The organism is Streptomyces aurantiacus, assembly GCF_001418335.1.
Taxonomy (GTDB): domain Bacteria; phylum Actinomycetota; class Actinomycetes; order Streptomycetales; family Streptomycetaceae; genus Streptomyces; species Streptomyces aurantiacus.
In genome coordinates, this window is sequence record NZ_LIPP01000233.1 from 1 (window position 1) to 25,546 (window position 25,546).

Sequence of the window (25,546 nt, forward strand, 5' to 3'; positions counted from 1 at the left end):
CCGGGCGGGGCTTGGGGGCAGGCACCGGGTCCGGTTCCGGGAAGGGCTGCGGTTGGTCGGGGCCCGGGCCGGGCGTGGGGCCCGGCCGCACGGGGTCGGGGAACGGGTGCGTCATCATGTCCTCCAGCCAGAGGGAACGTCGGCTCTGGACTTCTCCCACACGTACCCGTGCCCCGCGCACCCACTCACCCCCTCGCGGGACGAACGGGCGACCAGTTGGTCCTACGTTCCGTCAGAAGCGGTCGGGGTGTGCGCTGAGCCAGTCCTTCGCCGCGCTCAGCAGCGCAGCGTCCGCCACCGGCGCCTCATCGGGGTGCCGCTCGGCCCACTTCACGACGTACGGGCAGAGCGGAGCGACCCGCGCTCCCTCGCGGGCGGCGATGGCGTACAGCTCGCGGGCGAGGGAGCCCGCGATGCCCTTGCCCTCATGGGCGGGCTCGACGACGGTGTGGACCGGGACGAGGGCGCGGGCGGGGCTTTCGAGGACGAAGTACTCGATGCGGCCCGTCACTTCGTCACCGGAGTACGCCTCAAGGCGGCCGGCCGCCCGGTCGTCACGGATCGTGATCTCGGTCATGGGCTCTCCTCCATGGACTCTCCTCGTGGGTGAGGTGAGGGTCAGGCCGACACGGCCTGCGGGCTGCGCGCCTGGTCCGAGCCTGGAACCGGTTCGGACGGGTCCGTACCGAGCGCCACGATGCGGTTGTCGCCGTCCACGTGCACGACCCTGGGCCGCAGCGCACGGGCCTCGGCGTCGGAGACCTGAGCGTAACTGATGATGATCACCAGATCGCCGGGGTGCACGAGGTGGGCGGCAGCACCGTTGATGCCGATGACGCCCGACCCGCGCTCGCCCTCGATGACGTACGTCTCCAGGCGGGCGCCGTTCGTGATGTCGACGATGTGGACCAGCTCGCCGGGCAGCAGATCGGCGGCGTCGAGAAGGTCGGCGTCGATGGTCACCGAGCCGACGTAGTGCAGGTCGGCCTGGGTCACGGTGGCACGGTGGATCTTGGACTTGAACATGGTTCGCAGCACTTCAGACTCCCAGAAGACGGCTCCCTGCCAGTTTTCTGCAGGTCAGGGGCACGATTCAGTGTACATCCATGCACATCGACATGTCTGCATCCGAGAGCACGTACGGAAGACTGTCCCGGTCTGATACTGATTGGACGCCGACTTGTCTGATGGGTCATCAGGCAAGAGGATGGGTGCAGTTACCGGTACTGCACCCCTGGCGGCCCGCAGGAAAGAGTCGGGGGCATGCCAGGTGGCGCACCCCGCCGGTCGGGCCACGCCCGCCGCGGGACGCCCCTCACCGGACGGGCACCGCGCGGCAGGTCAGTGTCGCCCGAGCGTCCGGCTCGCCCCGGCGATCACCGCCGTCGCCAGCAGCCACCCCGCGAACATCAGGGTGACCGCCACGGCCCGGTCCGCCCCGGCGGGGTCCCACGCCGCGCGCTGGCCGAGCCCGGCGAAGGGGACCACCAGGTCGAGGGCGTAGAGGACGGCGTCCCACTCTCGCGCCCCGCGCCTGACCGGCGTCTGTTCGTGCGTGGCGAACCAGAGCGAGCCGGCCCCCACCAGGGCGACGAGCCAGCCGAAGGCCCGTCCGGGGGCGTACCCGTAGCCGAACAACACGTCCTGGAGGGCGCCCCACATCCGGCCGGGGAGGCGCTCCGAGACGCGTATCCGGCGTTCCCGGGCCAGTCGCACCAGACGGGCCGACCTCTCCTCCCCGGCCCGCTGGTAGGACTGGGCGAGCTGCTCGAAGGAGCCGGCGGTCGCCCCCGTGTCCCGGGCCAGCCACCGCAGGCGTTCCCTGACGCCCACAGGTTCGGTGGCGGCGATCCGGTCGTATCCGAACCCTTCGACGTCCAGGGCTCCGGCGGCGGGCCAGCTGCCGGGCGCGTCCACACAGGACCCCACGCGGGCGTCCCGCAGCCCGACGCCGCCCGCGGGCGGTGCGCGGAAGTCGATCCGCAGCCGTGCGGTGCGCAGCCGGGTCAGGACGGCGACCCCCGACGGCGCGGTCAGCAGCGCGTCATGGAAGGTGACGATCCCGGCGACCTCGGCGCCGCGCAGCCGGACGGGCCCCGGGCAGACGAACCCCCAGTCGGCGTAGAAGCCGCCGTCGCACCGCAGGTTCGTGGCGTCCACCGCGCCAACGCGGGCGCCGTCGAGGAGCACAGAGTGGCCGACCCGCGCGTCCCGCAGGTACAGGGCGCCCGGTGTCCGCACCGCGCGCGCCCGCAGGGAGCCGCCGACGGTGAGGCGCGGCGCGAACAGGGTCCACGGACCGGGACCGCCGAGCACGGCATCCTCCAGGACGACATCGCCCTCCACCCGGGCGGCGACCAGCCGTACGGGCGCCTCGCCCTCCTGGTCGCGCACCCGACGGACGGCTTCGACGCGGTCGCCGGAGCTGGTACCGGGGTCGGACAGGGGCACCACGGCGGAAGGCGGAAATGCGGTGCGCACCCCTCGCAGGACCAGGTCCCCGTCCACCCGAATACCGTCGGCGACCAGCGCGGCGAGGCGGCTGCCGGTGAGGTCGAGGGAGTCGAGGACGGCTCCGTCCAGGCGCAGTCCGCCGTCGAAGACGCAGTCCACCAGCTCCAGGTGGGCCGCCAACCGGGCGTGCGTCAGGTCGACGGGTCCGGTGCAGCGGGCGCCCTCGACACGCACCCGGTCCTGCCGTGCCGCCGCGCGGCGCAGATACCCGGCGAGCCGGTCACCGTCCACCGGACGCCCCCGAGCGACGTCCCTGAGTAGGCGCCGCCCACCGCCGGATGCGGATGCCATGCCGTCTCCGTCCGACAGCAGTACGGAAGTTGCTGTGGTGGGGCGATGATGACAGGAGTACGGAAAGTGGGGAAGAGAGGGCGATATTCCGCCGATGTGGGTGGGCACAACCTGACACACGCGTGTCGTCCACGTCGAGGGAGGTCTTGGCCATGGCCGGACTCCGCTTTCCGCCCCTGCTGACCTCTGCCACCTGGGAGAGCGTGCTGCAACCCCGGCGTGCTCCGCTCGCAGCCGACGGCCGCTGGACCGCCCGCACCCTGGAGCAGGGGCTGCATCTGGACTTCGCACGCGTGGAGTTCGTGGACCTGGCGGCGCTCGCCCGGGCTCTGTTGCTGGTCGACGCGGCGGTCCGGGACGGGGTGCTGGTGCAGGTGACCCTTCCGACTGCGGAGCTGCCGGACGCGGGTGGGGAGCGACCGGCCGCGGAGCCCGGCGAGGAGACCCGGCGCCGGCTGATCCGGCAGGCACGCTCCCGGGGGGACACCCGGGCCTTCATGCGCCAGGTCGGCTTCCTGGGCAGCCTGCGTGCCACGCACTGGCCCGAGGGTTCGGTCGAGGTCTTGGACGCCGCCGTGGAACAGGTGGAGGAGACTGCGGGCGGGGAGCCCGCCGCCCGTGACGAGGCCCCGTACGTGCGGCGGCGGATCCTGCCGTTCGAGTGGCTGGCACCGCTGGAGGGGCCCGATCTGCGGGCCTCCTCCGAGTTCCGGACGATTGTGGCGCGCCTGCGCGACCTGGGGCTCTCGCCGCCCGACGCGGACGCGCTGAGCCAAACGGTGCTGGTCGAGCTGCTGGAGAACGTGGCCGAGCACGGCGCCGCGCAGCCGGCCGGAGCGCCGCCACGGCCGCTGGTCGGTGCGGTGCTCATGGATCCGCTTACTTACGGCCGCCGGCATCAGGACATGTCCCTGGGCTCCCCGGAGCTGGCCGAACTGGCGACGCGGACCCGCAGCCAGGTGCTCCGACTCCTCGTCGGGGACTCGGGCAGCGGCCTGGTGACGCGGCTGGACCCGGTGCAGGCCCGGCTCGGTGTGCCGTCCGGGGTCGAGCCGCCCGACGGGCGCCGGCCGACCGAGGCGGAGGACACGGTCTTCTACGCGTTCGAGCACGGCCCCCACCGGCCGCGGGGCACCGCACGCGAGGCTCCGCGGCCGGGGCAGAACGGGCTGTGGCGGGTCAAGCACCTGGTCAGGAGTTACGGGGGCAGTGTCGTCGTGCGGACCGCGGACACGCTGACCGGCTGGGTGTACTCGGAGGCGGACGGCCGTGCGGTCGTCACCGACGACTCCCTCAGCCGGGCGCCGGGCACGCTGCACGAGGTGCAGGTGCTCACCGACCCCAAGGCGCAGCGCACAGCGGTGTCCTGGGTGGAGCGGCCGGAGGTGACGCCGAGTCCGCGGCTGCGCTGGGTGCGGTGTGTCGTGGACCCGGTCGGCGGTCTGGACGAGGCCGACCGCACCCGGCTGACGGAGGCGGCGCGGGAGACGGCCCGTGATCCGCGGCTGGGCGGCGTGGTGCTGTCGATGACGCTGCGGGACACCAATTACCTGACCCGGTCGGGTCTCCAGGACGCGCTGCGGACGGCGCTGCAGGTCGCCAGTGACCTGGCCGACCTCACGGCGCTCGCTGTCCTCTTCCCCGACGCCGATCCGAAGGTGCTGGACCTCAGTGTCAGCGGGCTGCACGCCGAACAGGGCGGCGGTGCGGTGCCGTTACCCGGGCCGGTGCTGGTGCACGGCTGCTACGGCCCGCCGATCTGGTACGGGGGTTCCCCGGCCGTGCGGGCGGTGCTCGGCGAGCTGAGCCGGGCGGGCGGCGTGCTGCCGGAGGAGGCGGCGATGCGGTGCTGGGAGGAGGCGGGCGGTGAGGCGGGCGACGGCCTGTGGCGCGCCCTGGAGCGGTATTCGCGGCTGTTCGACGTCTCCGGCGGCAAAGTGTCGCTGGCGCTGACGCCGCCCAGTGTGCTGCGCACCCTCGACGAGAAGACCCGCCAGGAACTGGCCCGGGTCATCGAGAACAGTTCGCCCCGGGCCGGTGTGTCCAGCGGGCTGTTCCGCACCCCGGGGCTGCGGCTCACGCGGCGCTGGGTCGACTCGGCGTTGTTGCTGGGGGCGACGACGGGGGTGTCGACGGCCGCGTACGTACTGGCCCGGAAGGTGGAGACGGCTCTGACCGGCCGGGTCACGGGCGGTGCGGCTCCGACCATGGTGGCGCATGTCTCGGCGGCGCCGCTGCCGCTGGCGGCCCGGCTGAGCGAATGCCTGGCTCTCGGGGGACGGCACCACGCGATGCCGGGGGAACTGGACCTGGAGGGTCTCCATAGGAGCGAACGGGTACAGGCCGGGGAACGGGTCGTGCTGGTCACGGATCTGCTGTCGACAGAGAACACCGCCCGGCGGGCCGCCGCCGCCATCGTCGGCGCGGGCGCCGAACCGGCCGCGATCGCCTGTGTGGTGGACGCGCGGCAGGAGCACCGGGACATCCAGCTGCTGAACCGCAGCATCCCGGTGGTCTCGCTGACCGAGGTCGACATCGGCAGTCCCCTCCCTGCGGCCGATGTGGCGAGCGCCGGGGTGGTGGACATCGACCCGATCCTGCGGCACCCGGTGGTGCCCACTCCCCAGGAGCCGCCGCGGGTGCCGGAGATCGACTTCCTGCGGCTGTGCGCGGGCGCCCCCGACACACTGTCTCTCGGGCACCTGGCGGGACCCCGTTCCCACTCCAGCGCGTTGCTGTACCTGGACCGCGCGCTCAGGCACCCGGAGACCGGCGGCCGGATCACCGACATCGTGCTGGACGTGCTGCGAGAGGCGCTGGAGACGGTCCAGGACGCCTCGGCACCGGGCGAAGGGCACCCGTTGCAACTCTGGTTCGCGGGACAGCCCGACGACGCCTACGACAGCCGTCTGCCCCAGGCGGTGCACCAGCGGCTGGGTGAACTGGGCCGTACCGTGCACCCGTTGGTCACCGTGCCACGGGGCGTGGCCCGCAACCAGTGGATCTACCCGACGGCGGTGCCGCACACGGCGCGGGGCCGGACGGTGATCGTGCTGGAGGGCCGGGCGTCCACCGGAACGACGCTGCGCCAGATGGTGCGGCTTGCGGCGGCCGGCGGGGCCGCCGCGGTCATCGCCGTCGTCCTGCTCAATCACCTCGAACCCCAGGACGCGGCGACACTGCGCATGCTGCGGACGGTGACACCACCGGGCGGCGGCACGGCGGTCCCGGTCGTCGTGCGGTTCGTCAGCGGCAGCAGCATCCCGGGCGAGTCGCCGCACGACTGCGCGATCTGTCAGACCCGGGACCGGGTCCGGGACGACACCGCGGCCCCGGACCGGCTGCGTCGGCACGCGGACCAGCTCCGCGCACTGCTGCGGCCGAGGCGCCGGGAGGAGGTGTTCAGCAGCGCCGCCGCGGACCTGTTCACGGTCCCGGTCGGCGCGGACGACATCACCGATTACATCCGGTGGCGGGGGCTACTGCGCGAGTCCCTGCGGGACACGGCGTCACGGCAGCGCGTGGTGGACATCCTCCGGACCCTGGTGGACGACGACCGGTCGCGGGAAGGGGAGTTCACCCAGATCAATCTGCTGCGTCTGCTCGCCGCCGAGCAGCAGTGGCTGAAGCTGCCGCCGCTGCGGTTCACCGAGGCACGGGAACTGCTGACCCCGATCTGTGTGGCGGGACTCGGCCGGTCGGCGAACATCTCCCCGTGGCTGCGGGTGCAGGCCCTGATGGTGCTGGCGGCCACCACACCCCAGCAGCTCATCGAGGAGCTGCCGAGACTGCTGCCCCTCGTCCTGGACGAGCCGATCCTCGTGGACCACATGCTGATGGAGTGTTACCGGCTGCTGCGTCGGCCTCCCCACGACTCCCCCATCGACATCGGGCGGCTGCGCGAAAGCCTGCTGCGCTGCCGTGCGGTGCTGGGCGAGCAGGGCCCGTCGCCGTCGCGGCCGTTCGACGAGTACCAGCACGTCGTACAACAGTTGATCACGATGGCCGATCACAAGGCGCGGCCCGAGCCCGACGATCCGCAGAAGGCGTGGGAACAACTCCGCGAGGATCTGGGCCACGCGGTGAAGCGGCACCGCCTGGACTCCGGACTGCTACGGGTGCGGGACTACCTGGAGGACCTAGAGGACACCGAGCCCACCGTACAGGCGAGCCGGGACGCCCGCTCCGACTGGGAGATCTGCAAACGGCACCTCGCCGACCGCGCGCTCGTCTGCCTCCCGGTGCTGCGGCACATACTGGCCGGTGACTACGTCGGTGACCTGCTGGGCCGGTCGCACCACGACTGGCTGACGCGGCTGAGCCAGGACGGCATCAGCGCGCTCACCGAGGTGTCCGACCGGCTGGACCGGCTGCTGCGGGAGCCGCGGCGGGTGCACGACCTGGAGTGGATGGACGCCCGCGACGAGCTGCTGGAGCAACTCGACCGCTGGTACCGGATGTTCCTCGCCACGCATGTGCCCGAGACGGGCAAGCCGGCCCACATCGTGGACCTGGTGTCCTCGGCGCCGATCGAACTGGAGCCGCGGATCGACGGTCTGCTGACCGCGCACGGGACCGACGTGGAGAAGGAGTGGTCGCTGTCCGGGACGCCGCGGACGCACGTTTTCTGCCCGGAGCCGCTGCTGACCGAGGCGATCGAGCACGTCCTGGACAACACCCGGCGCCATCGGGTGCCGGGCGCCGGCTCCCGGCTGCGGGTCACTGGCGCCGGTGCGGGGCCGGACGCCGTGCGGGTGGCGATCCGCAACACCGGCACGCGCCCGCACCCGTCGCCCGGCCAGGGGCTGCGGGCGCTGGACGCCAAACTGCGGCCGTTCGGCGCGACATTGAGCGGGCGGGCCCTGTCCGAGGGCGGCTTCAGCTTCGAGGCCGCCCTGACGCTGCGGCTGTGGGAAGGGGCCTGACCGTGCACATCATCCGCGGGCTTCTGGTCGACGACGAGAAGAAGAACCACCGCCGGTCCATCGACCGGCTCAACACACAGTTCAAGCGGTTCGGCTGGGAGGTGCGGTGGGACACGTGCACGGAGCCGGAGGAGGGCAGGCGGCGTATCGGCACCGCCGCCCCGCCCTACGACGTCGTCCTCATCGACCTGCTGTACGCCCGGGAGGACTTCCCCGACCTCATGGAGCAGGTGGGTCTGGAGCTGATAGCGGAGGCCAGGCGCCACTCGCACCGGACGTACGTCATCGGTATCAGCAGCGGAGAACGGACCATGCCGGACCTGTTCGGCCAGGCGCTGGAGCACGGGGCGCACCGGGTGGTGCGGCGTTACGAGTTCACCCACCAGTCGCTGGAGAGCAGCCCGGCGACGATCGTACGGGCGGTGCGCGAGCACCTGCTGAACAACGGCACGGTGCGCACGATGGACATCGAGGCCGACCAGCACGATCCGGCGGTGCAGTCCCTGGTGGAACGGATCACCGAGCCGACGCTGTCCCAGCTCTACAGCCGCGTCCTGGAGGCGGAGGGCGTCGGGGACGTGGACACGATGCAGTTGTCCTATCTGGCGTCCGGTGCGTCGGGGGCGGTGGTGTGCTCGGTGGCGGCGGCCTCCCGGGGCGGGCCCATGCAGCGGCACGTCCTGAAGGTGTCCAGGGACGAGCAGTCCCTGACGTCCGAGGCGCAGCGCAACGCGGCGGCGCTCAAGGTCTTCCCGCCGACGCTGCTGGTCCGGCAACGTCCCGAACGCGCGGTGGGGCCGGTGAACGGCTGGTACGCGCTCGGGGCCACGCTGACCGACCAGGCGACCACGCTGCGGGCCTGGCTCGCGGCCGGTCCGCCCGGGAGTGACATCGAGGACGTCATGCATCGCCTGTTCGTGGAGGGGCTGGGCGCGGCGCACATCGCGAACCGGGAGGACGGGCCACCGCTGGTCGAACAGTTGCGTTTCTCGCACCTGCGGCGGCGACTGGTGGCCGGGGCGCTGGAGGAATTCGGGCCGGCGCTGCTGCGCACCGACGGCGGCGGGCTGTCCGACATCGTGGAGCTGACGCGTGAGCTGCGGTCCTTCACAGAGGAGGGCAGGCCGCTGGGCGTGCCCCTGGACCGGCTGCGGCGGCCGACGGGGACCACGTACGCCCATGGTGATCTGCACGGCGGCAATGTGCTGGTGTGCCAGCACCGGTACCCGATGCCGGTACTGATCGACACGGGCGCGTTCGGGCGGCTCAACTGGTCCGCGGACGCGGCCCGGTTCGCGGTGGACCTGGTGATGCGCTCGGTCGACACAGGTGTGGAGTCGATGTTCTTCACACGGTTCGCGTTCTGGCGGGAGCTGTCCCTGTGCCTGGGCCGCCGGACCGCGCCACCGGTGCCGGGGTCGCCGACGGCGGGCACGCGGGCGGCGCTGACCGCGCTCGCGTGGCTGGTCACGAACCTGTCCACCATCTGCCCGGACGCGGAGGCGGCGGACCGGGCGTGGGAGTGGCAGGTCGCGCTCGCCGAGTACTTCCTGCGCGCCGCCTGCCATCCGGACCTACCGCCTCCGAAGCGGGCATCGGCCCTGGTGGCCGCGCACGACCAGTTGAGGGAGGCGACCGGCCTGCTGCTGCGGTGAGGCTCACGGTGGACGGGACGAGCGCGAACCGCTCGCCCGCAGGCGGGGATCGAAGCGCAGCCGGGTGAAGACGATCCGGTGCAGGGCCGCGTCGGCCTGCCGACCACCTCCCTGGCTCGTCCAGCGAGGGCTGCACCCTTCGAGGAATACTCGCCGGGACTCATCTCGCAAAGAGCGGCCAAGGACGTCGCGCTGCTCGCCCGGTCCGGGTTGCCCCAGAGGATCAGCAGGGCGACGGCACCGCTCAACCGTCCCACCGCCTTCTGCGACACCGGGCATGACCCGACCACAGTCGGACAGTGTCGCCCGAGATCGCCAGGGCCTGCTCCACGTACTCCGGAGTCAGAACGGCCGCTTTCTCCCGGACGTGCTCCGCCACCGTCTTCTGCCCCAGCCCGCAGCGCCTCCACCCGCGTCCAGGTGGCCGTTTCAGGCAGTCACATGCATGTTCAGGCCCTTCGCCCGGGATACCTGTCATCGATCACGGCATTCGCAGACCGTCAGCGTGAAAGGCGACAGACCAGTGAGCACACGACGTGGCACGGCCCTGGTGACAGGAGCCTCCTCCGGCATCGGCGCGGCCTACGCCGGACGGCTGGCCTCCCACGGGTGGGACACCGTCCTCGTGGCCAGAAGGGCGCAGCGACTCGACGACCTCGCCCAACGGCTGCGTGAGCGGACGGGCACCACGGTAGAGGCCCTCGTGGCCGACCTGTCCGACCCCGACGACCTGGCACGGGTGGCGCGGCGCGCGGCGGGCGACGACATCGGCTTCCTCGTCAACAACGCGGGGATCAACGGTTACGGCCCGTTCGCCGAGCTCGAACCGGAACTCATGACGAAGGTCCTCGACATCAATGTTCTCGCCGTCACCACGCTCACCCAGGCCGCGGTCCCGGCCATGCTGGAGCGCGGCCACGGCACCCTGGTCAACGTGGCCTCGCAGTTGGCCTTCGCGGGCGCGCTGCCACCGCATCCGCTGCCCGAACGCGCGCTGTACGGCGGCACCAAGGGCTACGTGCTCACCTTCACCCGCACTCTCGCCGCCGAACTGGCCGGCACGCCGCTGCGGATTCAGGTGCTGTGCCCCGGGCTGACCGCCACCGAGTTCCACCGGTCGCGCGGTGACAAGCCCGTGGCCGGACGGGATCAGTCCGTGCACGAGGAAGGCGGCATGCCGGTGGACCACGTCATCGACGCGTCGCTGGCCGCGCTGGACGCCGGCGAGGTGGTGTGCGTACCGGGGCTCGAAAACCCGGCCTTGATCGACGCCCTGGCAGAGGCCGAACTGGCGATCCGCACGGCGGCCCGCCGGGGCGGGAGCTGACCGGGCCCGCCCGCACGGCGGACTGCCGCGTCCCGGCGGTGCACGTGACCACGCGACTGCCGGGACGGCTCGGCTCAGAAACGCGCCGCGAACCCCACGAACCGCGACCACTCCGCACGCCCGACGGCGAAGTGAGGCCGTGTCACGTCCTTGGAGTCCCGTACGTGGATGGCCTGTTCGGTGACGGCGACTTCAACACAGCTGTCTCCCTGTGCGCTGCTGTAGCTGGACTTGAACCACTTGAGTTCGAACGTGCTCATAGTGCTCCTCGAATCCGCTCCAGCAGGCCCACGGAATCCTTCGGAGAGAGGGCCTGCGAGCGCAGTCTTGCATAGCGCATGTGCAGTCGGCTGACCTGTTTCGGATCCGCGATCAAGAGGCCGCTCTCCTGCCCTTCAGAGTAGCCGCGCCAACTCCCATCAGGAGTTTCCAGCAATTGGATGGGCCCTGCCATGCACGCGTGGTGCTCGGAGTTCGTCGGCATGATCTGCAAGGTGACGTTTCTCGGGGCGACGGCACCAAGGACGTGATCGAGCAGATCACGAGTCACGTCCACTCCTCCCAGCGGGCGCATGAACACCGCCTCTTCGACAACGAAGTCGAAGGTCGCGTTAGGGCGCTCCTTGAGGAGCAGTTGGCGCTCCGTGCGGGCCTGCACTGTGGCCTCAAGGGCATCGTCCGCCATGGGTGGGATGTCCTCTTCGCAGAGGGCGCGCATATACCCCTGCGACTGCAACAACCCCGGCACCAACCGACACTCGTACGTGCACAGGCTCACCGCGACCTTCTCCAGCCGGGCCCACCGCCGGAACCAGGCCGCCAGCCCCGCCTCCCCCCCGCGTCAGATGCTTGGCCGCCTTCCGCAGCGCCCCCGTGTTTCCCAGCGCCTCCTCCGCCCGCTCCACGAACGACTCGTCGGGCATCCGCCGCCCCAACTCCACCGATTCCACGGTGTGTTTGGAGAACCTGACCAGTCCCCCGAAGTCGGCCCGGCTGAGCCCCGCGTGCTCGCGCAGGGCCTGGACGACGGCTCCGAAAGTCCGCAGACTGTCGGAGGGGTCCGGCTCACGCTCCACGTCGCAAGCCGTTACTTCACTGCTGTCCGTCATACGCGGCCACCTCCAGGTGCGTACGTCCTCTGCGGCATCCCCGCGATCGACAGCACCCACAGTGACGGCAAGATCTGCGTACCGTCTACAGAAAGTGTCCGTACGCTGACGTAGCGTACGGACCGCGCTACTGGAACACACCCCCGCACGCCCGCCACGATTTCCCCATGAACGTCCCCACACCCCAACTCTGCCCTACCGCACGCACGTTCGCGCAGCGACTTTCCTCCACCCGTCGCGGCGCCCGCCTCGCCCGGCTCCTGGCCGTGGAACGGCTGACCGCATGGGAGACATCACCCCAAGTCGTCGAGCGAGCGGAACACGTCATCGCGGAGCTGGCCGCCAACGCGGCGTTTCACGGTCGCGTCCAGGGTCGCGACTTCCTGCTGGTACTGACGCTGGACGAGGCGACCGGCATCCTGCGCATCGCGGTGAGCGACACGCGGGGCGAGTGCCACCCCGCGATGCCCCCGGAGCGGGGCCCGGACGACGAGTCGGGCCGCGGCCTGCTCCTGGTCGACGCCCTGGCCGACCGCTGGGGCACGGAACCCCGCCCACCCTCCGGCAAGACCGTTTGGGCGGAGATCGACCAACAGGCGGGCGACCGGGAGCAGTTGCTGTGGGCCAATTCGGCAGCCAATGCCGTGGAGGACGGTCAGACGCTTTGAGCGACGGCATCCGGTCGACCTTCGCTCCGTCAACGCATTGCAGCGGACAAGCTGATGACTCTGAACTCACGCGCTCGTGAAGCAGTTCCGCCCTGCGGATTCAGGATGTGGATCCAGTCCTGCACAGTCTCGCCCCCTCAGCCTGCCGCCCACCACCCGGAGGCACTGAGGCTCGCAACCGACGGCGGAGAGGCTGCCCACTCCAACCGTGTGCGGTCCCGGTGATCAGTCGACGTCACGGTTCACTCCGCAGCTCGACACTCCGAGGTCTGCACCACTGAGCGTACACAGCAATACGCATGCATGGCGAGACGAATCTGTTGACATCGCTAACGCCATGCTTCATGCTCCCGGCAACGCCATCATCCACCGATGGCGTTCCGGTCATCGCCCGCAGCGCCTGCCCTGAGCGGCAGGCAGGGCCCAGCGCTGACCGGGGTGTTCGCGGGGACGTCTCCGCGAACACCTGACGTTCGAGGGGGGATTCATGCACTCGCACAACACTCCGTCACGCCCAGCCGGCTCCCGACCGCTGCGCAAGCGCGGGAGAGCGTGGGCCGTCGGTACGGCACTGCTCGCTCTCGGACTCGTCGGCTGCCAGGACTCCGGCAAGGACGACGCGGACACCGCTCGCACCGTCGCCTCGCGGCCCACGCCGACCGTCACTGTCACAGCCACGGTCACGAACACCGCCGAGCCCGAGCCCGCACCGACGGTCACCAAGACCAAGAAGGTCACGCGGCCCGGCCCCACCGTCACCGTCACCAAAGCCGCGCAGGCTGCCGGCTCCGGCAGTGGCAGCAGCGGCGGCGGCGGCAGCAGCACGTGCTCCATAGTGTCCAACTCGGGCAATTGCTACCAGGCGGGGCAGTTCTGCCGGAACAGCGATCACGGAGCCTCCACCACGACTGCGGGCGGCGCCCGAATCACGTGCACTTACAGCGCGAACGCCTGGCGCTGGGCCAGCTCCTGACAGGACGCGGTTCCGCCCGGACCGGGTGGGCAGGCCGCAGATCACGGCCCGTCCACCCATGTAGAACAAGTAGTACCGTGGGCGAATGGGTGACAGCGCGGAGGTCCCGCTGAGGGAGCTCAACCAGCAGACATCGCGTGTCCTGGCCCGAGTGGCGGCCGGGGAGACAGTGACCATCACCAAGGACGGCGTCCCGATAGGAGACATCGTGCCTCGCGGTGCGCTGACGGGCCGGCCCGCGTACCCGTTTCGCACCGACCCCATGGGCGACCTGGACATCCCGGACCTGGGCGGCCCCGTGCTCGACGACGAGGAGATCGGGGCGACGCTAAGGAGTATGGGCGAAGACATGGGAGGAGGGACCGATGACTGACGTCCCGGTCGCCATCGCCGACACGAACGCCCTGTACCGACTGTTCACACCGAAGGACCCCCGCCATCCCGCTCACCGGGAAGCTCTGGCGCGTACGGGGCACCTCGTGGTCTCACCCATGGTGCTCACCGAACTGGACTACCTGCTGACCTCGCGAGTCGGCGCCCAGGCCGCCATGAACGCACTGGATTTCATCACCGGGCAGGCAGAGGTCCGCCGGTTCGAAATTCCCGAGACCGCACCGCATCTGAGAAGTGCCATGGCGGTGATGCGCGGGCACGTCGACGCTGACGGCGGTGCGGGCGTGGGGCTGGCGGACGCGATGAACGTTGCCCTGGCGGCGGCCTTTCAGACAGCCGACATCTTCACGACGGACGGCCACTTCCGCATGATGCGGCCACTGACGGGACAGTCCTCCTTCCGGCTGCTCCCCGACGACCTCTGACAGCCGATCGAGCGGCGAGACGGTGTGGGCCGACGGTTCCCCCGGCCCACAACCTTCCTGGTCGCCACTCGACGCACGACGGCGCTACGGGGCGAAGTTGCCGATCGAGGTGCCGTGCCACGAGTTCACCCCCGGCCTCGGCGATCCTGCAGCCCCGGCGGACTTCGGCCGGGCCGTCCGCAGCGCGTACGGGCGCTCGCCGAGCGAGGTCCGGGTCCTGCGCTGAATGCGCAGAATCTCTGCGCTCGCGGCTAAAGACCGGCCCGCTCAGCGCAGGTGACAGTGGAGGCTGCGGCATCCCAGTGACTTCAGTGGGGGACTCAAGCACTGGGGTGCTGCCTGTCCTTCCGCCTGTCCGCACGGAGAATCGAGGCGAAAAGTGCGCCCCTCATGGCTGAGAAACAGGGTCGTCGATGCCTGCTGGGCAGCCATGGGACTCGCCCTGCTCCTGGTGTGCACGGCAACCGCCGACAAGGACGCCGGTAACGGCCGCACGGATCGGACCGCCTCGTCGAAACCGTCGAAACCGTCCAACACGGCGCTCTCGGCCCCACCGCCTGGCACGGCATCGTCTACACCGAACGGCAGGCTGAGCCGATGAGCACTGGGCACCCCGGCCCGGGGACACCTCCGCGCCCGTCCACACCGCCACCACCGCCACCACCATCGCCGCCGAGCCCGCCCCGGCCGACGCCGCCGGCCGGCAGCCGGAGGGCCGAGACGGCGGCCCTCGTGACCGCGTTCACCGGGGTCGCCGGGCTGCTGCTCGGCTTCTACGGAGTCCCCACGTTCGTCACGCCGCCCACCGCACGCACGGTCACCGCCACGGTGACCGAGACGGCCACGGCGACCGTGACCGCGACCGCCACCCCTGTTCCCGGGCCGAGCGGTAGCGGCGGCTCGACGCCGAACCCCAACACCGGTGACGGCAAGAACGTGCCGCTGACCGACATCACCCCCATCAACGAGTCGTACGGCGGCTGGGAGAGCAAGCCCGTGATCATGGGAGGCCGGAGCTTCGACAACGCCCTCACCACCGAGCCGGGCTACTACGACAGTTTCGGTTGCAGCATCAACGAGCACTACAAGAGCCTCACCGTCACCGTCGGCCTCCACGACGACAGCGCGGCGTATCCGGCCACAGTGACGTTCGCGAGCGGCGAGGACGGCGAGAAGACACTCAAGAGCGTGGCCGCACGGATCAACCGGCCGGTGGAGGTGACCGTGGACCTCACCGGCGTCGCCATCCTCACGATCGCGGCCCGGCAGGGGGACGGCAATTCCGTGAACGTCGCGCTCGGTGATCCAGTTCTTCACCGCCTTTGACGTACGCCGCACCCGTCCGACCCGCTGTTCGAAGAACCGGCTCAGTTCTCCGGGGCGAGCGCGCCGTTGCCGAGCCCGTCCCTTGCCAGGGTCGCCGCGTCCCGGCTCAGTTCCACCACTCTGCGCGCTCGCTCCTCGAACTCCTGAAGCGCCCGGAAGGCCGCCCCGTACCGCCGTTGCTCGGTGATGTCCGTCTGCGGGATGCGGGCGCCCTTGCCGTCGAGACGGAAGGTGCCGCTTGCGCTGGTGGAACGCCGGGTGTTGGCCGCGCTGCGCAGGAAGCCCTGGAGGTAGTCGGTGTCGAGCTGGTCGCTGATCGAGACCGGTTCGGGATCGCCGTACTCGACGAGCCCCGCGCGCGCGAGGTCGGCGACACTGACGGTGGGTCCGTCCAGGGAGCCGACGCCATCGGCCGCGACCAACGCCGGCAGCAACTCCGCGAGCAGCCGCACCTGTTCGGTCAGCTCCCGTCGCAAGGCCTGGTATTCCACCGCGTAGTCGCGATGGGAGTCCTCGACGTGACGGCCGGGCGTGAGGTCCACGGCGTCGTCGAGCAGATCGATCAGGGGGACGTCCGTTGTCTGCTCGGGTGCCGGTTCCAGCGAGCCGTCCGGATCGCCCGCCGTCAGATCGACCATGCGGACACTGGTGACGGCATCCCCCAGGGTCCGCGGGCGGCGCAGGTGCCAGAGGTGGACCGGAAGCGCGTGCGAGGCAGCCGTGCCGGACGGAAGGGCGGTGACCTGGGTGACGATGCCCCGTCGTACGAGTTCGGCACGGATACGGCGGCCCGCCTTGCGGTAGGCGACCGAGGCCGGCAGGACCATGAGGACACGACCGCCGGGCACGGTGTGCGCGTAGGCGTGCTGCAGCCAGGCGAGTTCGCCTTCGGCACGCGACGGGGTGCCGAACTCCCAGCGCGAGTCCAGCAGCAGATCCTCACGCCCCCAGTCGGGTTCAGCGACCGGGGGGTCACAGACGACCAGGTCGGCCTTGAGGTCCGTCCACCGGTCGGCACGCAGGGAGTCCCCCGTGACGACGCCGACACCGGTGTGCCCGGTGAGGACGGCCCTCAGTTGCGCGAACGCGGCCCTGTTGGCGTCGGATTCCTGCCCGCAGCGCCTGGGGCCCTGCTCGGGACCGACGGCGAGCAGGAGGGAGCCGATGCCGCAGGCCGGGTCGAAGAGGGTCGCGTCAGGTGCCGCCTCACCGGCGAAGTGGCGTACGGCGCGAACGACCCGCGACGAGGTGACCTGGTCCGATCCGGCCCGGCGTACGGAGTCGGTGAAGCGCTCCGCGAGGATGCTCACCGTTTCCGCCGCGCCACCGCCACCGCTCCCGGTCAGCTCCCGTGCGAGCCGGGTGACGTCCGCCGGAAGCTTTGCAGGTGCCTTCCCCTCGGTGAGGAGACGGGCGACATCCACGAGACCGCCGAGCATGTCGTCGCCGTACGCTCCGCGCAGCGCCTGCCACAGCTGCACCTCCACGGAGACCTCCTGCCCCTTGCGCTGTCTGCCCAGCCAGGCCTGCACCTCGGCCAGGTCGAACAGCGGGCTGTTGACGCCGCCGCCGGCCGGTGTGGGGAAGTCGTCATAACGCCGCCGCCAGTTCGAGACAGCGGCACGGGTGACACCCGCGAGCCTGGCGATCTCTGAGCCGGTGACCAGTGGGGTGGCCCCTTGGGCGGAAGTATCCGTCATACGGGCCACCGTACACAGGGCTGCTTGCCGCTACCAATGCTCGTATTCGTTGACGACGTCAACGGTTGATCATTACCTTGACCGGTGCTGCTCCGTGAGCCTGCCCTTGCGCAACGTGAGGATGCGGTCGGACTGGGTGGCGACCTGTTGGGAGTGGGTGACGACGACTACGCAGGTGCCCTGTTCGTGGGCCAGTTCGCGGAACGTCTCGATGATCTCCTGGGCGGTGTCCTCGTCGAGGTTTCCGGTCGGTTCGTCGGCGAAGAGGATGTCGACGTCGCAGGCCAGGGCGCGGGCGATGGCGACGCGCTGCTGCTGGCCGCCGGAGAGCCGCATGACGTTGCGCCGGGCCATGTCCGTGTCCAGGCCGACGCGTTCGAGGAGTTGCAGCGCGCGGGCCCGGCGGCTGCCCGTCGGGGGTTTCACGCCGGTGATCTCCATGGCGGTGGTGACGTTCTGGAGGGCGGTCATGTAGGTGAGGAGGTTGTACTGCTGGAAGATCGTGGCGGCGTGCCGGTTGCGGTAGCGGCTGAGGCCGAGCTTCGTGAGGTCCTGGCCGTCGAAGCTGATGGTGCCCTTGGTGGGTGCGTCGAGGCCGCTGGCCAGGCTGAGCAGTGTGGTCTTGCCGCTGCCGGAGGGGCCCAGGATCGTGTAGAACGTGCCGCGTTCGAAGGTGCAGTCGATGTTCTTCAGGACGGTGGTCCTGCGGCGCTGGTCGGCGTACGTGTGGCTGACGCCGTCGAGGCGCAGGGCGGGCCCGGTCGCGGTGGCACTGGTCATGACGGCTGTCACTTGCCCTTCGTGAGGATGGTGCGGGGGCTGAGTCGCAGGACGGAGGCGGCCGGGAGGGCGGTGGCGAGCAGGCCGATGCCGAGGCCGACGCCGCCGACGGTGGCGAGGTCCGCCGGGTCGAGTCGCACGGTGATCCGGTCGATCGGGTCGGCGTTCTCCACCGGCTCGTCGTTCGGGTCGATGCCCTGGTCGAGGCCGGTACTGCCGGGGGGCGGGGCCTGCCAGGAGTCGAGTTTCCGCTGCGCATCGGCGGCTTCCCGGCCGAGCAACGACTGGCCGGCGCTCTGCGTCAGGCTCTGGGTGAACAGCGAGCTGAGGCCGATGGCGACCACCGCCACCGCCACGATCTCCAGGGCCTGCTGGGCGATGAGCCTGCCCTTGTGCTCCCCCAGGGCGAGGAGCACGCCGTACTCCTTGCGGCGCTGCTTGACGGCGAGGTTAATGAGCAGGGCGAGGACGGTGGCGCCCGCGAGGCCGATCAGCCACATCGCGAGGGTGGCGGTGGAACTGATGCTCTTCAGCGGGCCCGTCATCTGCCGGATGGCCTTGTCGTTGGCGTCCAGCTTGAACCCGTCGAGTTCGGCGCCCGCGACCTTCCGGGCCTGTGCCTTGAACGTGCCCAGTTCGTCCGCGTCGTTGAGGAGGAAGGTCGCCTTGCCGACCTGCAACGGCTCGCCGGATTCGGTGCCCAGACCGGCGAGGGCGCCCACCGTCGCGTACAGCAGGTTGGCCGGGTTCAGGAGGTGCTCCGGGTCGAGTTCGGTGCTGGGGCTCGGGTTCCGGTAGATGCCGGCCACGGTGAAGTCCGCCTCGGCCTTGCCCACCATGGCGCCCAGTGTGATCTTGTCGCCGGCCTCGATGCCGTTCTTCTCGGCCAGTCGCTCCTCCAGGAGCACCTGCTTCTTGTCCTTGTCCGCGGCGGTGATGTGCCGTCCTGACAGCAACTCGAACCTGCCGCTGCGGAAGTCGGACAGCAGCCCGGAGTCAAGGATTCCGGTCGCCATCGTCTGGTCGGGCTTCAGGCCCGTCGAGGCGTCGGCGGGGCCGCCCTCGGTGTCGAGCTCGACGCCCCCCTTGAGGGTCACCGCGTCGAACATCGAGTAGTTGTGCTTCTGGACCGGGGGCAGGTCGCCCAGCTTGTCCGCTGTCGCGGCGCTGATCCGAGGGGCCATCATGCCGCCACCGCCGCCACCGCCACCACCGGCGCCCAGTTGGCCCAAGTCCATGTCGAGGTTGACCTCGGCGCCCACGGAACGTCTGGCCTTCTCCTCGGCCTGGGCCGTCGCCTCGTTGATCAGTACGCCTGCCAGCACCATCGCGGAGATGACGAGGAAAGTGAACAGGGTGATCAATGTCTTGCCCTTGCGGGCCCACAGGCTGAGCCCCGCGCGTTTCACGAAATTCATGGAATCTGTTCTTTTCGTCCGGTTCGGCCGCGGATATTCGTTACTCGTTACTCGTTACTCGTTACTTGATATTCGGGACCCGTTACTCGCTATTCGCTATTCGCTGTCCGTGAGGATGGAGCGGGGGTGGAGGCGGAGAATGCCGATCCCGGGGATGACAGTGGCGACCAGGGAGATGCCCAGGCCGATCCCCGCGACCTTGCCCAGCTCGGACGGCCCGACGCTGATCTCGGGCACGCCGACCGTCGTACGCGGTGCACCGGCCGCGGGTCTGCCTGCCTCACGGTCCAGGAGCGAGTCGCCCGCCCACTGGGCCGCGGCCTGACCGGCCAGGGCGGCAACAGCCACAGCGGGCAGTGCCACGGCCACCGCTTCGACGGTGTGCTGGCCGATGAGCTTCCACTTCTTCTCGCCCATCGACAGGAGCACCCCGAGTTCATCGCGGCGTTCACGGATCTGCAGCGTCACGATGAGGGCGAGGATCAGCGCACCGGCGAGCGCGATGAGCCAGACGATCAGCCCGGCGAACGTACCGACGCGCTGGATCGGGCGGACCTGGTCCTTGTACGCCCTGTCGTTGACGCGGAAATCGAAGGACCCCGTGCCCAGCTGCCGTTTGACCGTGGCGTGCAGCCGCTCGGCCTGTTCCGGCGAGCCGATCTTGAAGACCGCTTCGGCGAGGTCCGCCGCGCCAGGGCTCAGCCGGCGCACGGTGCCCACGGGCAAGTAGAGCGCGTTGCCCGGCAGTTCGTGCCGCGGCGTCCACTGCGACGGGTCCGGCATCGGGTCCTGGAACACGCCGACCACCGTCAGCGGCACGGTGCGCCTGCCGTCGGCGGACCGTACGCGGATCGTGTCGCCGACCTCCAGTTCGTTCTTCTCCGCCAAACGTCGCTCCACCACGGCCACATCACGGCCCGCGTCCTTCGGAGTGATCCCGCGCCCCGCCGTGATCCTGGCCGAGCCGTAGGAGAAGGGCAGCAGCAGGCCGGTGTCCCGCACGCCCGCCAGGGACAGGGGCGGCTCTTCCTTGTCCCCGGCGCGGGCGCCGCCCGGCTTCGGCAGAGCGGACACCAGCGGGTCGAACCCGGCTGCCCCCGCCTTCAGCGGGAGCAGCGGGTTGTAGCGGTGCACCGGTGGAACGGCGCCGATCCGGTCCGCCACGGCCGGGGTGAGGCCCTTGCCCTCCACCGTCACGTCCACGCCGATACGGCGCTGCGCGTCCGCCTCCTGACGCGCGGTGGCCGCCTGCAGCAGGAACCCGCCCAGCAGCAGCGTGCAGATGACGACGAAAATGCCCAGCAAGACCGCGGTCTTGGATTTCCTGGCACGCAGGCTCATGCCGGCGCGCTTGACGAAGTTCATGCCGAAGAGAAGAACATTTCGCGGTGTGCAGCCGGATAAGCGCGTTACAGCGGCATAAGAAGACGGCTTGCTCGCTCGGTCAGAAGGTCAGAAGGTCACACGGTCACATGGGCCGGGCTCTCGTCGGCCGGGCCCGTGTCCGCCGGGCCCGTGTCCGCCGGGGCCGTGACCGCCGGGGCCGTATCCGTCCGGCCCGTAGAGGCCGACGGGCCGAACTGCGTCCGGTACAGCTCCGCGTACCGACCGCCCGCCGTCAGCAACTCGTCGTGCGTGCCGCGCTCGACGATGCGGCCCGCCTCGACCACGAGGATCAGGTCGGCGGCCCGTACCGTCGAGAGACGGTGGGCGATGACGACGGCGGTCCGTCCCTCCAGGGCTTCGGCGAGTGCTTCCTGGACGGCGGCTTCCGAGGTGTTGTCCAGGTGGGCGGTGGCCTCGTCGAGGACGACCACGCGCTGGCGGGCGAGGAGCAGCCGGGCGATGGTCATGCGCTGGCGTTCACCGCCGGAGAGCCGGTAGCCGCGTTCGCCCACCACCGTGTCGAGGCCGTCGGGCAGGGAGCGTACGAGGTCGTCGAGGCGGGCCCGGCGCAGTACGTCCCACAGGGCGTCCTCGTCGGCGTCCGGCCGGGCGAGGAGAAGGTTCGCGCGGACCGACTCGTGGAACAGGTGGCCGTCCTGGGTGACCATGCCGAGGGTCGCCCGCATCGACTCGGCGCTCACGTCGCGGACGTCGACGCCCCCGATGCGTACGGAGCCCTCGTCGGTGTCGTACAGCCGTGGCAGCAGTGCGGCGACGGTGGACTTGCCGGCGCCGGACGAGCCGACGAGGGCGACGGTCTGGCCGGGTTCGGCGCGGAAGGAGAGGCCGTGCAGGACCTCGGTGCCGGCCCGGGTGTCGAGCGCGGCGACCTCCTCCAGGGAGGCAAGGGAGACCTTGTCCGCGGACGGGTAGCCGAAGCGGACGTCGGTGAACTCGACGGAGGCCGGTCCTTCGGGCACCGCGCGGGCGTCCGGCTTCTCCGCGATCAGCGGCTTCAGGTCGAGTACCTCGAAGACGCGCTCGAAGCTCACCAGGGCGCTCATGACCTCGACGCGCGCCCCCGCCAGGGAGGTGAGCGGCGCGTACAGGCGGGTCAGCAGCAGAGCGAGCGAGACGACGGCGCCCGGTTCCAGGCTGCCACGCAGGGCATACCAACCTCCGAGGCCGTAGACCAGCGCGAGCGCCAGGGCCGAGACGAGGGTGAGGGCCGTGATGAACGCCGTCTGCGCCATCGCCGTACGCACACCGATGTCCCGTACGCGGCCGGCCCGTGCCGCGAACTCCGCGGACTCGTCGCCCGGCCGCCCGAAGAGTTTGATCAGCGTGGCGCCGGGCGCGGAGAAGCGTTCGGTCATCCGCGTGCCCATCGAGGCGTTGAGATCGGCGGCCTCGCGCTGGAGTTTCGCCATCCGCCTGCCCACCCGGCGGGCGGGCACCACGAAGACGGGGAGCAGTACGAGCGCGAGCAAGGTGATCTGCCAGGAGAGGGTGAGCATCACGGCGAGCGTGAGCAGCAGGGTCACGACGTTGCTCACCACTCCGGACAGGGTGTTGCTGAACGCGCGCTGGGCGCCGATCACGTCGTTGTTGAGTCGACTGACGAGCGCTCCCGTACGAGTACGTGTGAAGAACGCGACCGGCATACGCTGCACATGGTCGAACACGGCTGTCCGCAGATCGAGGATGAGCCCCTCGCCCAGCGTCGCGGAGAACCAGCGGCTCAGCAGGCCGAGCGCCGCCTCGGCGAGCGCGATCAGCGCGATGAACAGGGCAAGTCGCAGGACCGTACCCTCGTCGCCGTCGGCCACGATCGCGTCCACCACGTGTCCGGCGAGGACCGGCGTCGCCACGGCGAGCAGCGCCGTCGCCACGCTGATCACCACGAACTGCGCGATACGGCGCCGGTGCGGGCGCGCGAATCCGGCGATGCGTCGGAGGGTCGCGCGGGCAAGGGGCCGGCGCTCCCGTTGGGCGTTCATGACGCTGTGCAACTGCGTCCAGGCTGTCGTCTCCATACTCATGGGACCGACCGTAGGACCTCAAGCAATCTTGAGGTCAAGGGAGACCCGATGACACTCACCGAACCGAAGCCCCTCCCCGACGCGCAGGTACTCCCCGGACCGGTCTTCCCCGGACCGGTCCTCCCCGGACCGACTCTCTCCGAGCCGGGCGACTCGATGTCGTGCGACTCGATCCCCAGGCGCTTTCCCAGGCGCCTTCCGGTCCGGCAGATCCTCTGTCTGCTCCCGCTCGCCCTCGTGGCCGTGGTCGCGGTGCGGCACCGGTCCGTGCTCGCCGAGGGCTTCGGCCACCTCACCTCGGCGAAGTGGCCCTGGCTGCTGGCCGCCGCCGCCGCGACCTGTCTGACGTGGGTGGCTGCCGCCGTCACCCGGCAGGGCGCCGTCGTCCAGCGGCTTCCCCGGCGTCGGCTGCTGGCCACGCAGTTCGCGGCGGGTGCCGCCAACCACCTCCTGCCGACGGGGCTGGGCGCGAGCGCCGTCAATCTGCGGTTCATGACGGTGTGCGGGGTTCCGCTGGCCCGTTCGTCCTCCGCGCTCGCGCTCTACATGCTGGCGGAGTCCGTCGCGCGAGTCGGGCTGCTGCTGGCCCTGTTGATCGCCTTCCCGGACGCGCTGAGCACCGGCGAGCTTCTTCCGGACGCTGCGGTGGGCCCGTTGCTGCTCGCCGTCGGCGGAGTGGTGTGTGTCGCGATGGCGGTCCTGCTGCTCGTACGACGGGTGCGTACCGCCGTTTTCGCCTTCCTGCGGACCGCGCTGGGCGAGGCCCGGTCGGTGCACACGCGGCCGGCTCGCGCGCTGGCGCTGTGGGGCGGCTCGTTCTCGTTCCCCCTCCTCCAGGCGTCCGCGTTCGCCGCGGTGGGCCAGGCGATGGGGCTCCCGGTGCCCCCGCTGCACATGGTGGTCGCCTATCTGGCGGCCACGGTCGCCGTCGCGCTGGTGCCGACGCCGGGCGGAATCGGCTCGGTGGAGGCCGCGCTGATCGTGGCGCTGGTCGCGGCGGGCGGCCCGGCCGCGGTGGCGACGGCGGTGGTGCTCACCTACCGCGTCATCACGGTGTGGCTGCCGCTGCTGCCTGGCGCGCTGACGCTGGGCGCGCTCTTGCGGCTGAAGATGATCTGAGTCACCCCCGGAACCGGCCGATCCAGGCCAACTTGGCACACGGCCCGGACGACCTGGCCGACCCTCCGCCGGGGCGGACGGCGAGGCGGGCTCGGCTCACGTACCGGCCGGACCTGACTGCAACCCGCCTGGACGGGTGCCGAGTTGACGGCGTTGCCGGTGGGAGATGGCCTGTCCCGAACGGCTCCGTCGCGAAGTACCCGTACACATGTAGCAAGATGAGCCAGTCCTGTCCGCCGACGAATCGTCGCGGCCGACGGGGTGGCACATCCCGGTATCAATGGTATTGAGCAGCAGGTGGCAACAAGGTGACGACACTTCGCACAACGGGCGCGGGCCCTCTTCTCGGCACGACGGGAGGCAGTTGGTGAACCGAGACCTCACAGTGCACGACTGGGTCGTGGCGGGCGTATGGCTGATCGCCGGGCTGGTGGCCACCGTTCTGATCCGCCTTCTCCTGCGCTGGCTGGGCAGGCACGCGACCCGTACCCGGTGGAGCGGCGACGACGTCCTCGTCGACGGGCTGCGCGCGCTGGTACCGGTCGCGGCGATCACGGGTGCGGTGGCCGCCGCCGCGGCGACGCTGCCGCTGACCGGCAAGGTCACCCACACCGTCAACCAGATCCTGACGGTCCTGATCATGCTCGCCGCCACCATCACCGCGGCGCGCGTGATCGCCGGTCTGGTGCGGGCCGTGGCCCAGTCCCGTTCCGGTGTCGCCGGATCGGCCACGATCTTCGTCAACATCACCCGGGTCCTCGTCCTGGCCATCGGCTGCCTGGTCGTCCTGCAGACGCTGGGCATCTCCATAGCCCCGCTGCTCACCGCCCTGGGAGTCGGCGGTCTCGCGGTCGCGCTGGCCCTTCAGGACACCCTCGCCAACCTCTTCGCGGGCATCCACATCCTCGCCTCGAAGACGATCCAGCCCGGCGACTACATCCGTCTCACCAGCGGGGAGGAGGGATACGTCGTCGACATCAACTGGCGCAACACCGTGGTGCGCAACCTCTCCAACAACCTCGTCATCATCCCGAACGCCCAGCTCTCCAGCACCAACATGACCAACTACAGCCGGCCGGAACAGGAGATGACCCTCCTGGTGCAGGTCGGCGTCGGCTACGACAGCGACCTGGAGCACGTGGAGCGCGTCACCTCCGAGGTCGTGACCGAGGTCATGACGGAGGTCGAGGGCGCGATGCCCGAGCACGAACCGGCCATCCGCTTCCACACGTTCGGGGACTCGCGGATCAGCTTCACCGTCATCCTGGGCGTCGGCGAGTTCAGCGACCAGTACCGGATCAAGCACGAGTTCGTCAAGCGGCTGCACAAGCGCTACCACCTTGAGGGAATCCGCATCCCCTCCCCCGCGCGCACCGTCGCCCTCCAGCAGAACGGCGTGGCGATCCCGCCGCAGCGCGACGGCTCCCTGTCCATCCCGTAGAACGACGGCTCCCCTCCCGGTGATCTCAGTGGGAGGGGAGTTCGACGGGAAGCT

General features: G+C 70.6%; 20 protein-coding genes and 1 pseudogene. 11 read left to right on the forward strand and 10 right to left on the reverse strand.

Going from position 1 to position 25,546, the window contains the following annotated elements; translation table 11 throughout:
* Positions 1-232 precede the first annotated feature (232 nt).
* From AOK01_RS27955 to AOK01_RS27965, 3 genes are all read right to left on the reverse strand, one after another.
* Positions 233-577: a GNAT family N-acetyltransferase gene (locus AOK01_RS27955; protein WP_055516505.1), complete on the reverse strand. Its 345-nt coding sequence runs from the start codon at positions 575-577 to the stop codon at positions 233-235.
* Positions 578-618: 41 nt separating this feature from the next.
* Positions 619-1,038 (reverse strand): aspartate 1-decarboxylase, encoded by a 420-nt coding sequence (gene panD / locus AOK01_RS27960; RefSeq protein WP_055516507.1) that lies wholly within the window; start codon positions 1,036-1,038, stop codon positions 619-621.
* 303 nt (positions 1,039-1,341) lie between these two features.
* Positions 1,342-2,805 carry a hypothetical protein gene (locus tag AOK01_RS27965; protein ID WP_157871508.1) on the reverse strand — a complete coding sequence of 488 codons (1,464 nt, stop codon included), beginning with the start codon at positions 2,803-2,805 and terminating at the stop codon, positions 1,342-1,344.
* Between the two features lie 152 nt (positions 2,806-2,957).
* Between AOK01_RS27965 and AOK01_RS42985 the strand changes: the two genes are divergently transcribed.
* The 3 genes from AOK01_RS42985 (at position 2,958) to AOK01_RS27980 (ending at position 10,712) form a co-directional block, all read left to right on the forward strand.
* Entirely contained in the window at positions 2,958-7,730 is a 4,773-nt protein-coding gene (locus AOK01_RS42985) for a hypothetical protein (RefSeq protein ID WP_055516510.1), read from the forward strand.
* A 2-nt stretch (positions 7,731-7,732) separates the two neighbouring features.
* A complete protein-coding gene (locus AOK01_RS27975) occupies positions 7,733-9,385 on the forward strand; it encodes a response regulator (protein ID WP_157871510.1) in 1,653 nt (550 codons plus the stop codon).
* 523 nt (positions 9,386-9,908) lie between these two features.
* Positions 9,909-10,712 (forward strand): SDR family NAD(P)-dependent oxidoreductase, encoded by an 804-nt coding sequence (locus tag AOK01_RS27980; RefSeq protein ID WP_055516514.1) that lies wholly within the window; start codon positions 9,909-9,911, stop codon positions 10,710-10,712.
* Positions 10,713-10,786: 74 nt separating this feature from the next.
* Here AOK01_RS27980 and AOK01_RS27985 read toward each other — a convergent pair whose 3' ends face one another.
* Entirely contained in the window at positions 10,787-10,972 is a 186-nt protein-coding gene (locus tag AOK01_RS27985) for a DUF397 domain-containing protein (RefSeq protein ID WP_055516515.1), read from the reverse strand.
* Positions 10,969-11,821 (reverse strand): annotated as a pseudogene (locus tag AOK01_RS27990) (helix-turn-helix domain-containing protein). Before AOK01_RS27990 ends, AOK01_RS27985 begins: the two are co-directional and overlap by 4 nt.
* Positions 11,822-11,988: 167 nt before the next feature.
* On the opposite strand from AOK01_RS27990, the gene AOK01_RS27995 reads away from it, so the two are divergent.
* From AOK01_RS27995 to AOK01_RS28015, 6 genes are all read left to right on the forward strand, one after another.
* Positions 11,989-12,489 carry an ATP-binding protein gene (locus AOK01_RS27995; protein WP_079103818.1) on the forward strand — a complete coding sequence of 167 codons (501 nt, stop codon included), beginning with the start codon at positions 11,989-11,991 and terminating at the stop codon, positions 12,487-12,489.
* 487 nt (positions 12,490-12,976) lie between these two features.
* Complete coding sequence (locus AOK01_RS28000; protein ID WP_055516517.1) at positions 12,977-13,462, forward strand: hypothetical protein; 486 nt, start codon at positions 12,977-12,979, stop codon at positions 13,460-13,462.
* Positions 13,463-13,547: 85 nt separating this feature from the next.
* Entirely contained in the window at positions 13,548-13,835 is a 288-nt protein-coding gene (locus AOK01_RS28005; RefSeq protein WP_055516519.1) for a type II toxin-antitoxin system Phd/YefM family antitoxin, read from the forward strand.
* Positions 13,828-14,280, forward strand: coding sequence for a PIN domain-containing protein (locus AOK01_RS28010; RefSeq protein WP_055516521.1), 453 nt, complete (start codon positions 13,828-13,830; stop codon positions 14,278-14,280). Before AOK01_RS28005 ends, AOK01_RS28010 begins: the two co-directional genes overlap by 8 nt.
* Positions 14,281-14,377: 97 nt before the next feature.
* On the forward strand, positions 14,378-14,506 hold the full coding sequence (locus tag AOK01_RS46210; protein WP_281181457.1) for a hypothetical protein: 129 nt from the start codon (positions 14,378-14,380) through the stop codon (positions 14,504-14,506).
* 506 nt (positions 14,507-15,012) lie between these two features.
* Positions 15,013-15,606, forward strand: a complete 594-nt coding sequence (locus AOK01_RS28015; RefSeq protein WP_055516522.1) for an NPCBM/NEW2 domain-containing protein — start codon at positions 15,013-15,015, stop codon at positions 15,604-15,606.
* Between the two features lie 41 nt (positions 15,607-15,647).
* Here AOK01_RS28015 and AOK01_RS28020 read toward each other — a convergent pair whose 3' ends face one another.
* The 5 genes from AOK01_RS28020 to AOK01_RS28040 form a co-directional block, all read right to left on the reverse strand.
* Positions 15,648-17,306: an N-6 DNA methylase gene (locus tag AOK01_RS28020; RefSeq protein WP_055516524.1), complete on the reverse strand. Its 1,659-nt coding sequence runs from the start codon at positions 17,304-17,306 to the stop codon at positions 15,648-15,650.
* A 72-nt stretch (positions 17,307-17,378) separates the two neighbouring features.
* Positions 17,379-18,086 carry an ABC transporter ATP-binding protein gene (locus tag AOK01_RS28025; RefSeq protein ID WP_055516541.1) on the reverse strand — a complete coding sequence of 236 codons (708 nt, stop codon included), beginning with the start codon at positions 18,084-18,086 and terminating at the stop codon, positions 17,379-17,381.
* A gap of 8 nt (positions 18,087-18,094) precedes the next feature.
* Entirely contained in the window at positions 18,095-19,504 is a 1,410-nt protein-coding gene (locus AOK01_RS28030; protein ID WP_055516526.1) for an ABC transporter permease, read from the reverse strand.
* A gap of 96 nt (positions 19,505-19,600) precedes the next feature.
* Complete coding sequence (locus AOK01_RS28035) at positions 19,601-20,869, reverse strand: ABC transporter permease (RefSeq protein ID WP_055516527.1); 1,269 nt, start codon at positions 20,867-20,869, stop codon at positions 19,601-19,603.
* Between the two features lie 95 nt (positions 20,870-20,964).
* On the reverse strand, positions 20,965-22,926 hold the full coding sequence (locus AOK01_RS28040) for an ABC transporter ATP-binding protein (protein ID WP_245702443.1): 1,962 nt from the start codon (positions 22,924-22,926) through the stop codon (positions 20,965-20,967).
* Between the two features lie 162 nt (positions 22,927-23,088).
* Here AOK01_RS28040 and AOK01_RS28045 point away from each other — a divergent pair, with 162 nt between their 5' ends.
* Positions 23,089-24,051 carry a lysylphosphatidylglycerol synthase transmembrane domain-containing protein gene (locus tag AOK01_RS28045; protein ID WP_055516543.1) on the forward strand — a complete coding sequence of 321 codons (963 nt, stop codon included), beginning with the start codon at positions 23,089-23,091 and terminating at the stop codon, positions 24,049-24,051.
* A 367-nt stretch (positions 24,052-24,418) separates the two neighbouring features.
* Positions 24,419-25,492, forward strand: coding sequence for a mechanosensitive ion channel family protein (locus AOK01_RS28050; protein WP_055516529.1), 1,074 nt, complete (start codon positions 24,419-24,421; stop codon positions 25,490-25,492).
* Positions 25,493-25,546: the final 54 nt, after the last annotated feature.

Coding starts and splice junctions, on each gene's coding strand:
- AOK01_RS27955 (WP_055516505.1), bottom strand. CDS start 577: ATGACCGAGATCACGATCCGTGACGACCGGGCGGCCGGCCGCCTTGAG.
- AOK01_RS27965 (WP_157871508.1), bottom strand. CDS start 2,805: ATGGCATCCGCATCCGGCGGTGGGCGGCGCCTACTCAGGGACGTCGCT.
- AOK01_RS42985 (WP_055516510.1), top strand. CDS start 2,958: ATGGCCGGACTCCGCTTTCCGCCCCTGCTGACCTCTGCCACCTGGGAG.
- AOK01_RS27985 (WP_055516515.1), bottom strand. CDS start 10,972: ATGAGCACGTTCGAACTCAAGTGGTTCAAGTCCAGCTACAGCAGCGCA.
- AOK01_RS27995 (WP_079103818.1), top strand. CDS start 11,989: ATGAACGTCCCCACACCCCAACTCTGCCCTACCGCACGCACGTTCGCG.
- AOK01_RS28000 (WP_055516517.1), top strand. CDS start 12,977: ATGCACTCGCACAACACTCCGTCACGCCCAGCCGGCTCCCGACCGCTG.
- AOK01_RS28005 (WP_055516519.1), top strand. CDS start 13,548: ATGGGTGACAGCGCGGAGGTCCCGCTGAGGGAGCTCAACCAGCAGACA.
- AOK01_RS28010 (WP_055516521.1), top strand. CDS start 13,828: ATGACTGACGTCCCGGTCGCCATCGCCGACACGAACGCCCTGTACCGA.
- AOK01_RS28020 (WP_055516524.1), bottom strand. CDS start 17,306: ATGACGGATACTTCCGCCCAAGGGGCCACCCCACTGGTCACCGGCTCA.
- AOK01_RS28025 (WP_055516541.1), bottom strand. CDS start 18,086: ATGACCAGTGCCACCGCGACCGGGCCCGCCCTGCGCCTCGACGGCGTC.
- AOK01_RS28030 (WP_055516526.1), bottom strand. CDS start 19,504: ATGAATTTCGTGAAACGCGCGGGGCTCAGCCTGTGGGCCCGCAAGGGC.
- AOK01_RS28035 (WP_055516527.1), bottom strand. CDS start 20,869: ATGAACTTCGTCAAGCGCGCCGGCATGAGCCTGCGTGCCAGGAAATCC.
- AOK01_RS28040 (WP_245702443.1), bottom strand. CDS start 22,926: ATGGAGACGACAGCCTGGACGCAGTTGCACAGCGTCATGAACGCCCAA.
- AOK01_RS28045 (WP_055516543.1), top strand. CDS start 23,089: ATGTCGTGCGACTCGATCCCCAGGCGCTTTCCCAGGCGCCTTCCGGTC.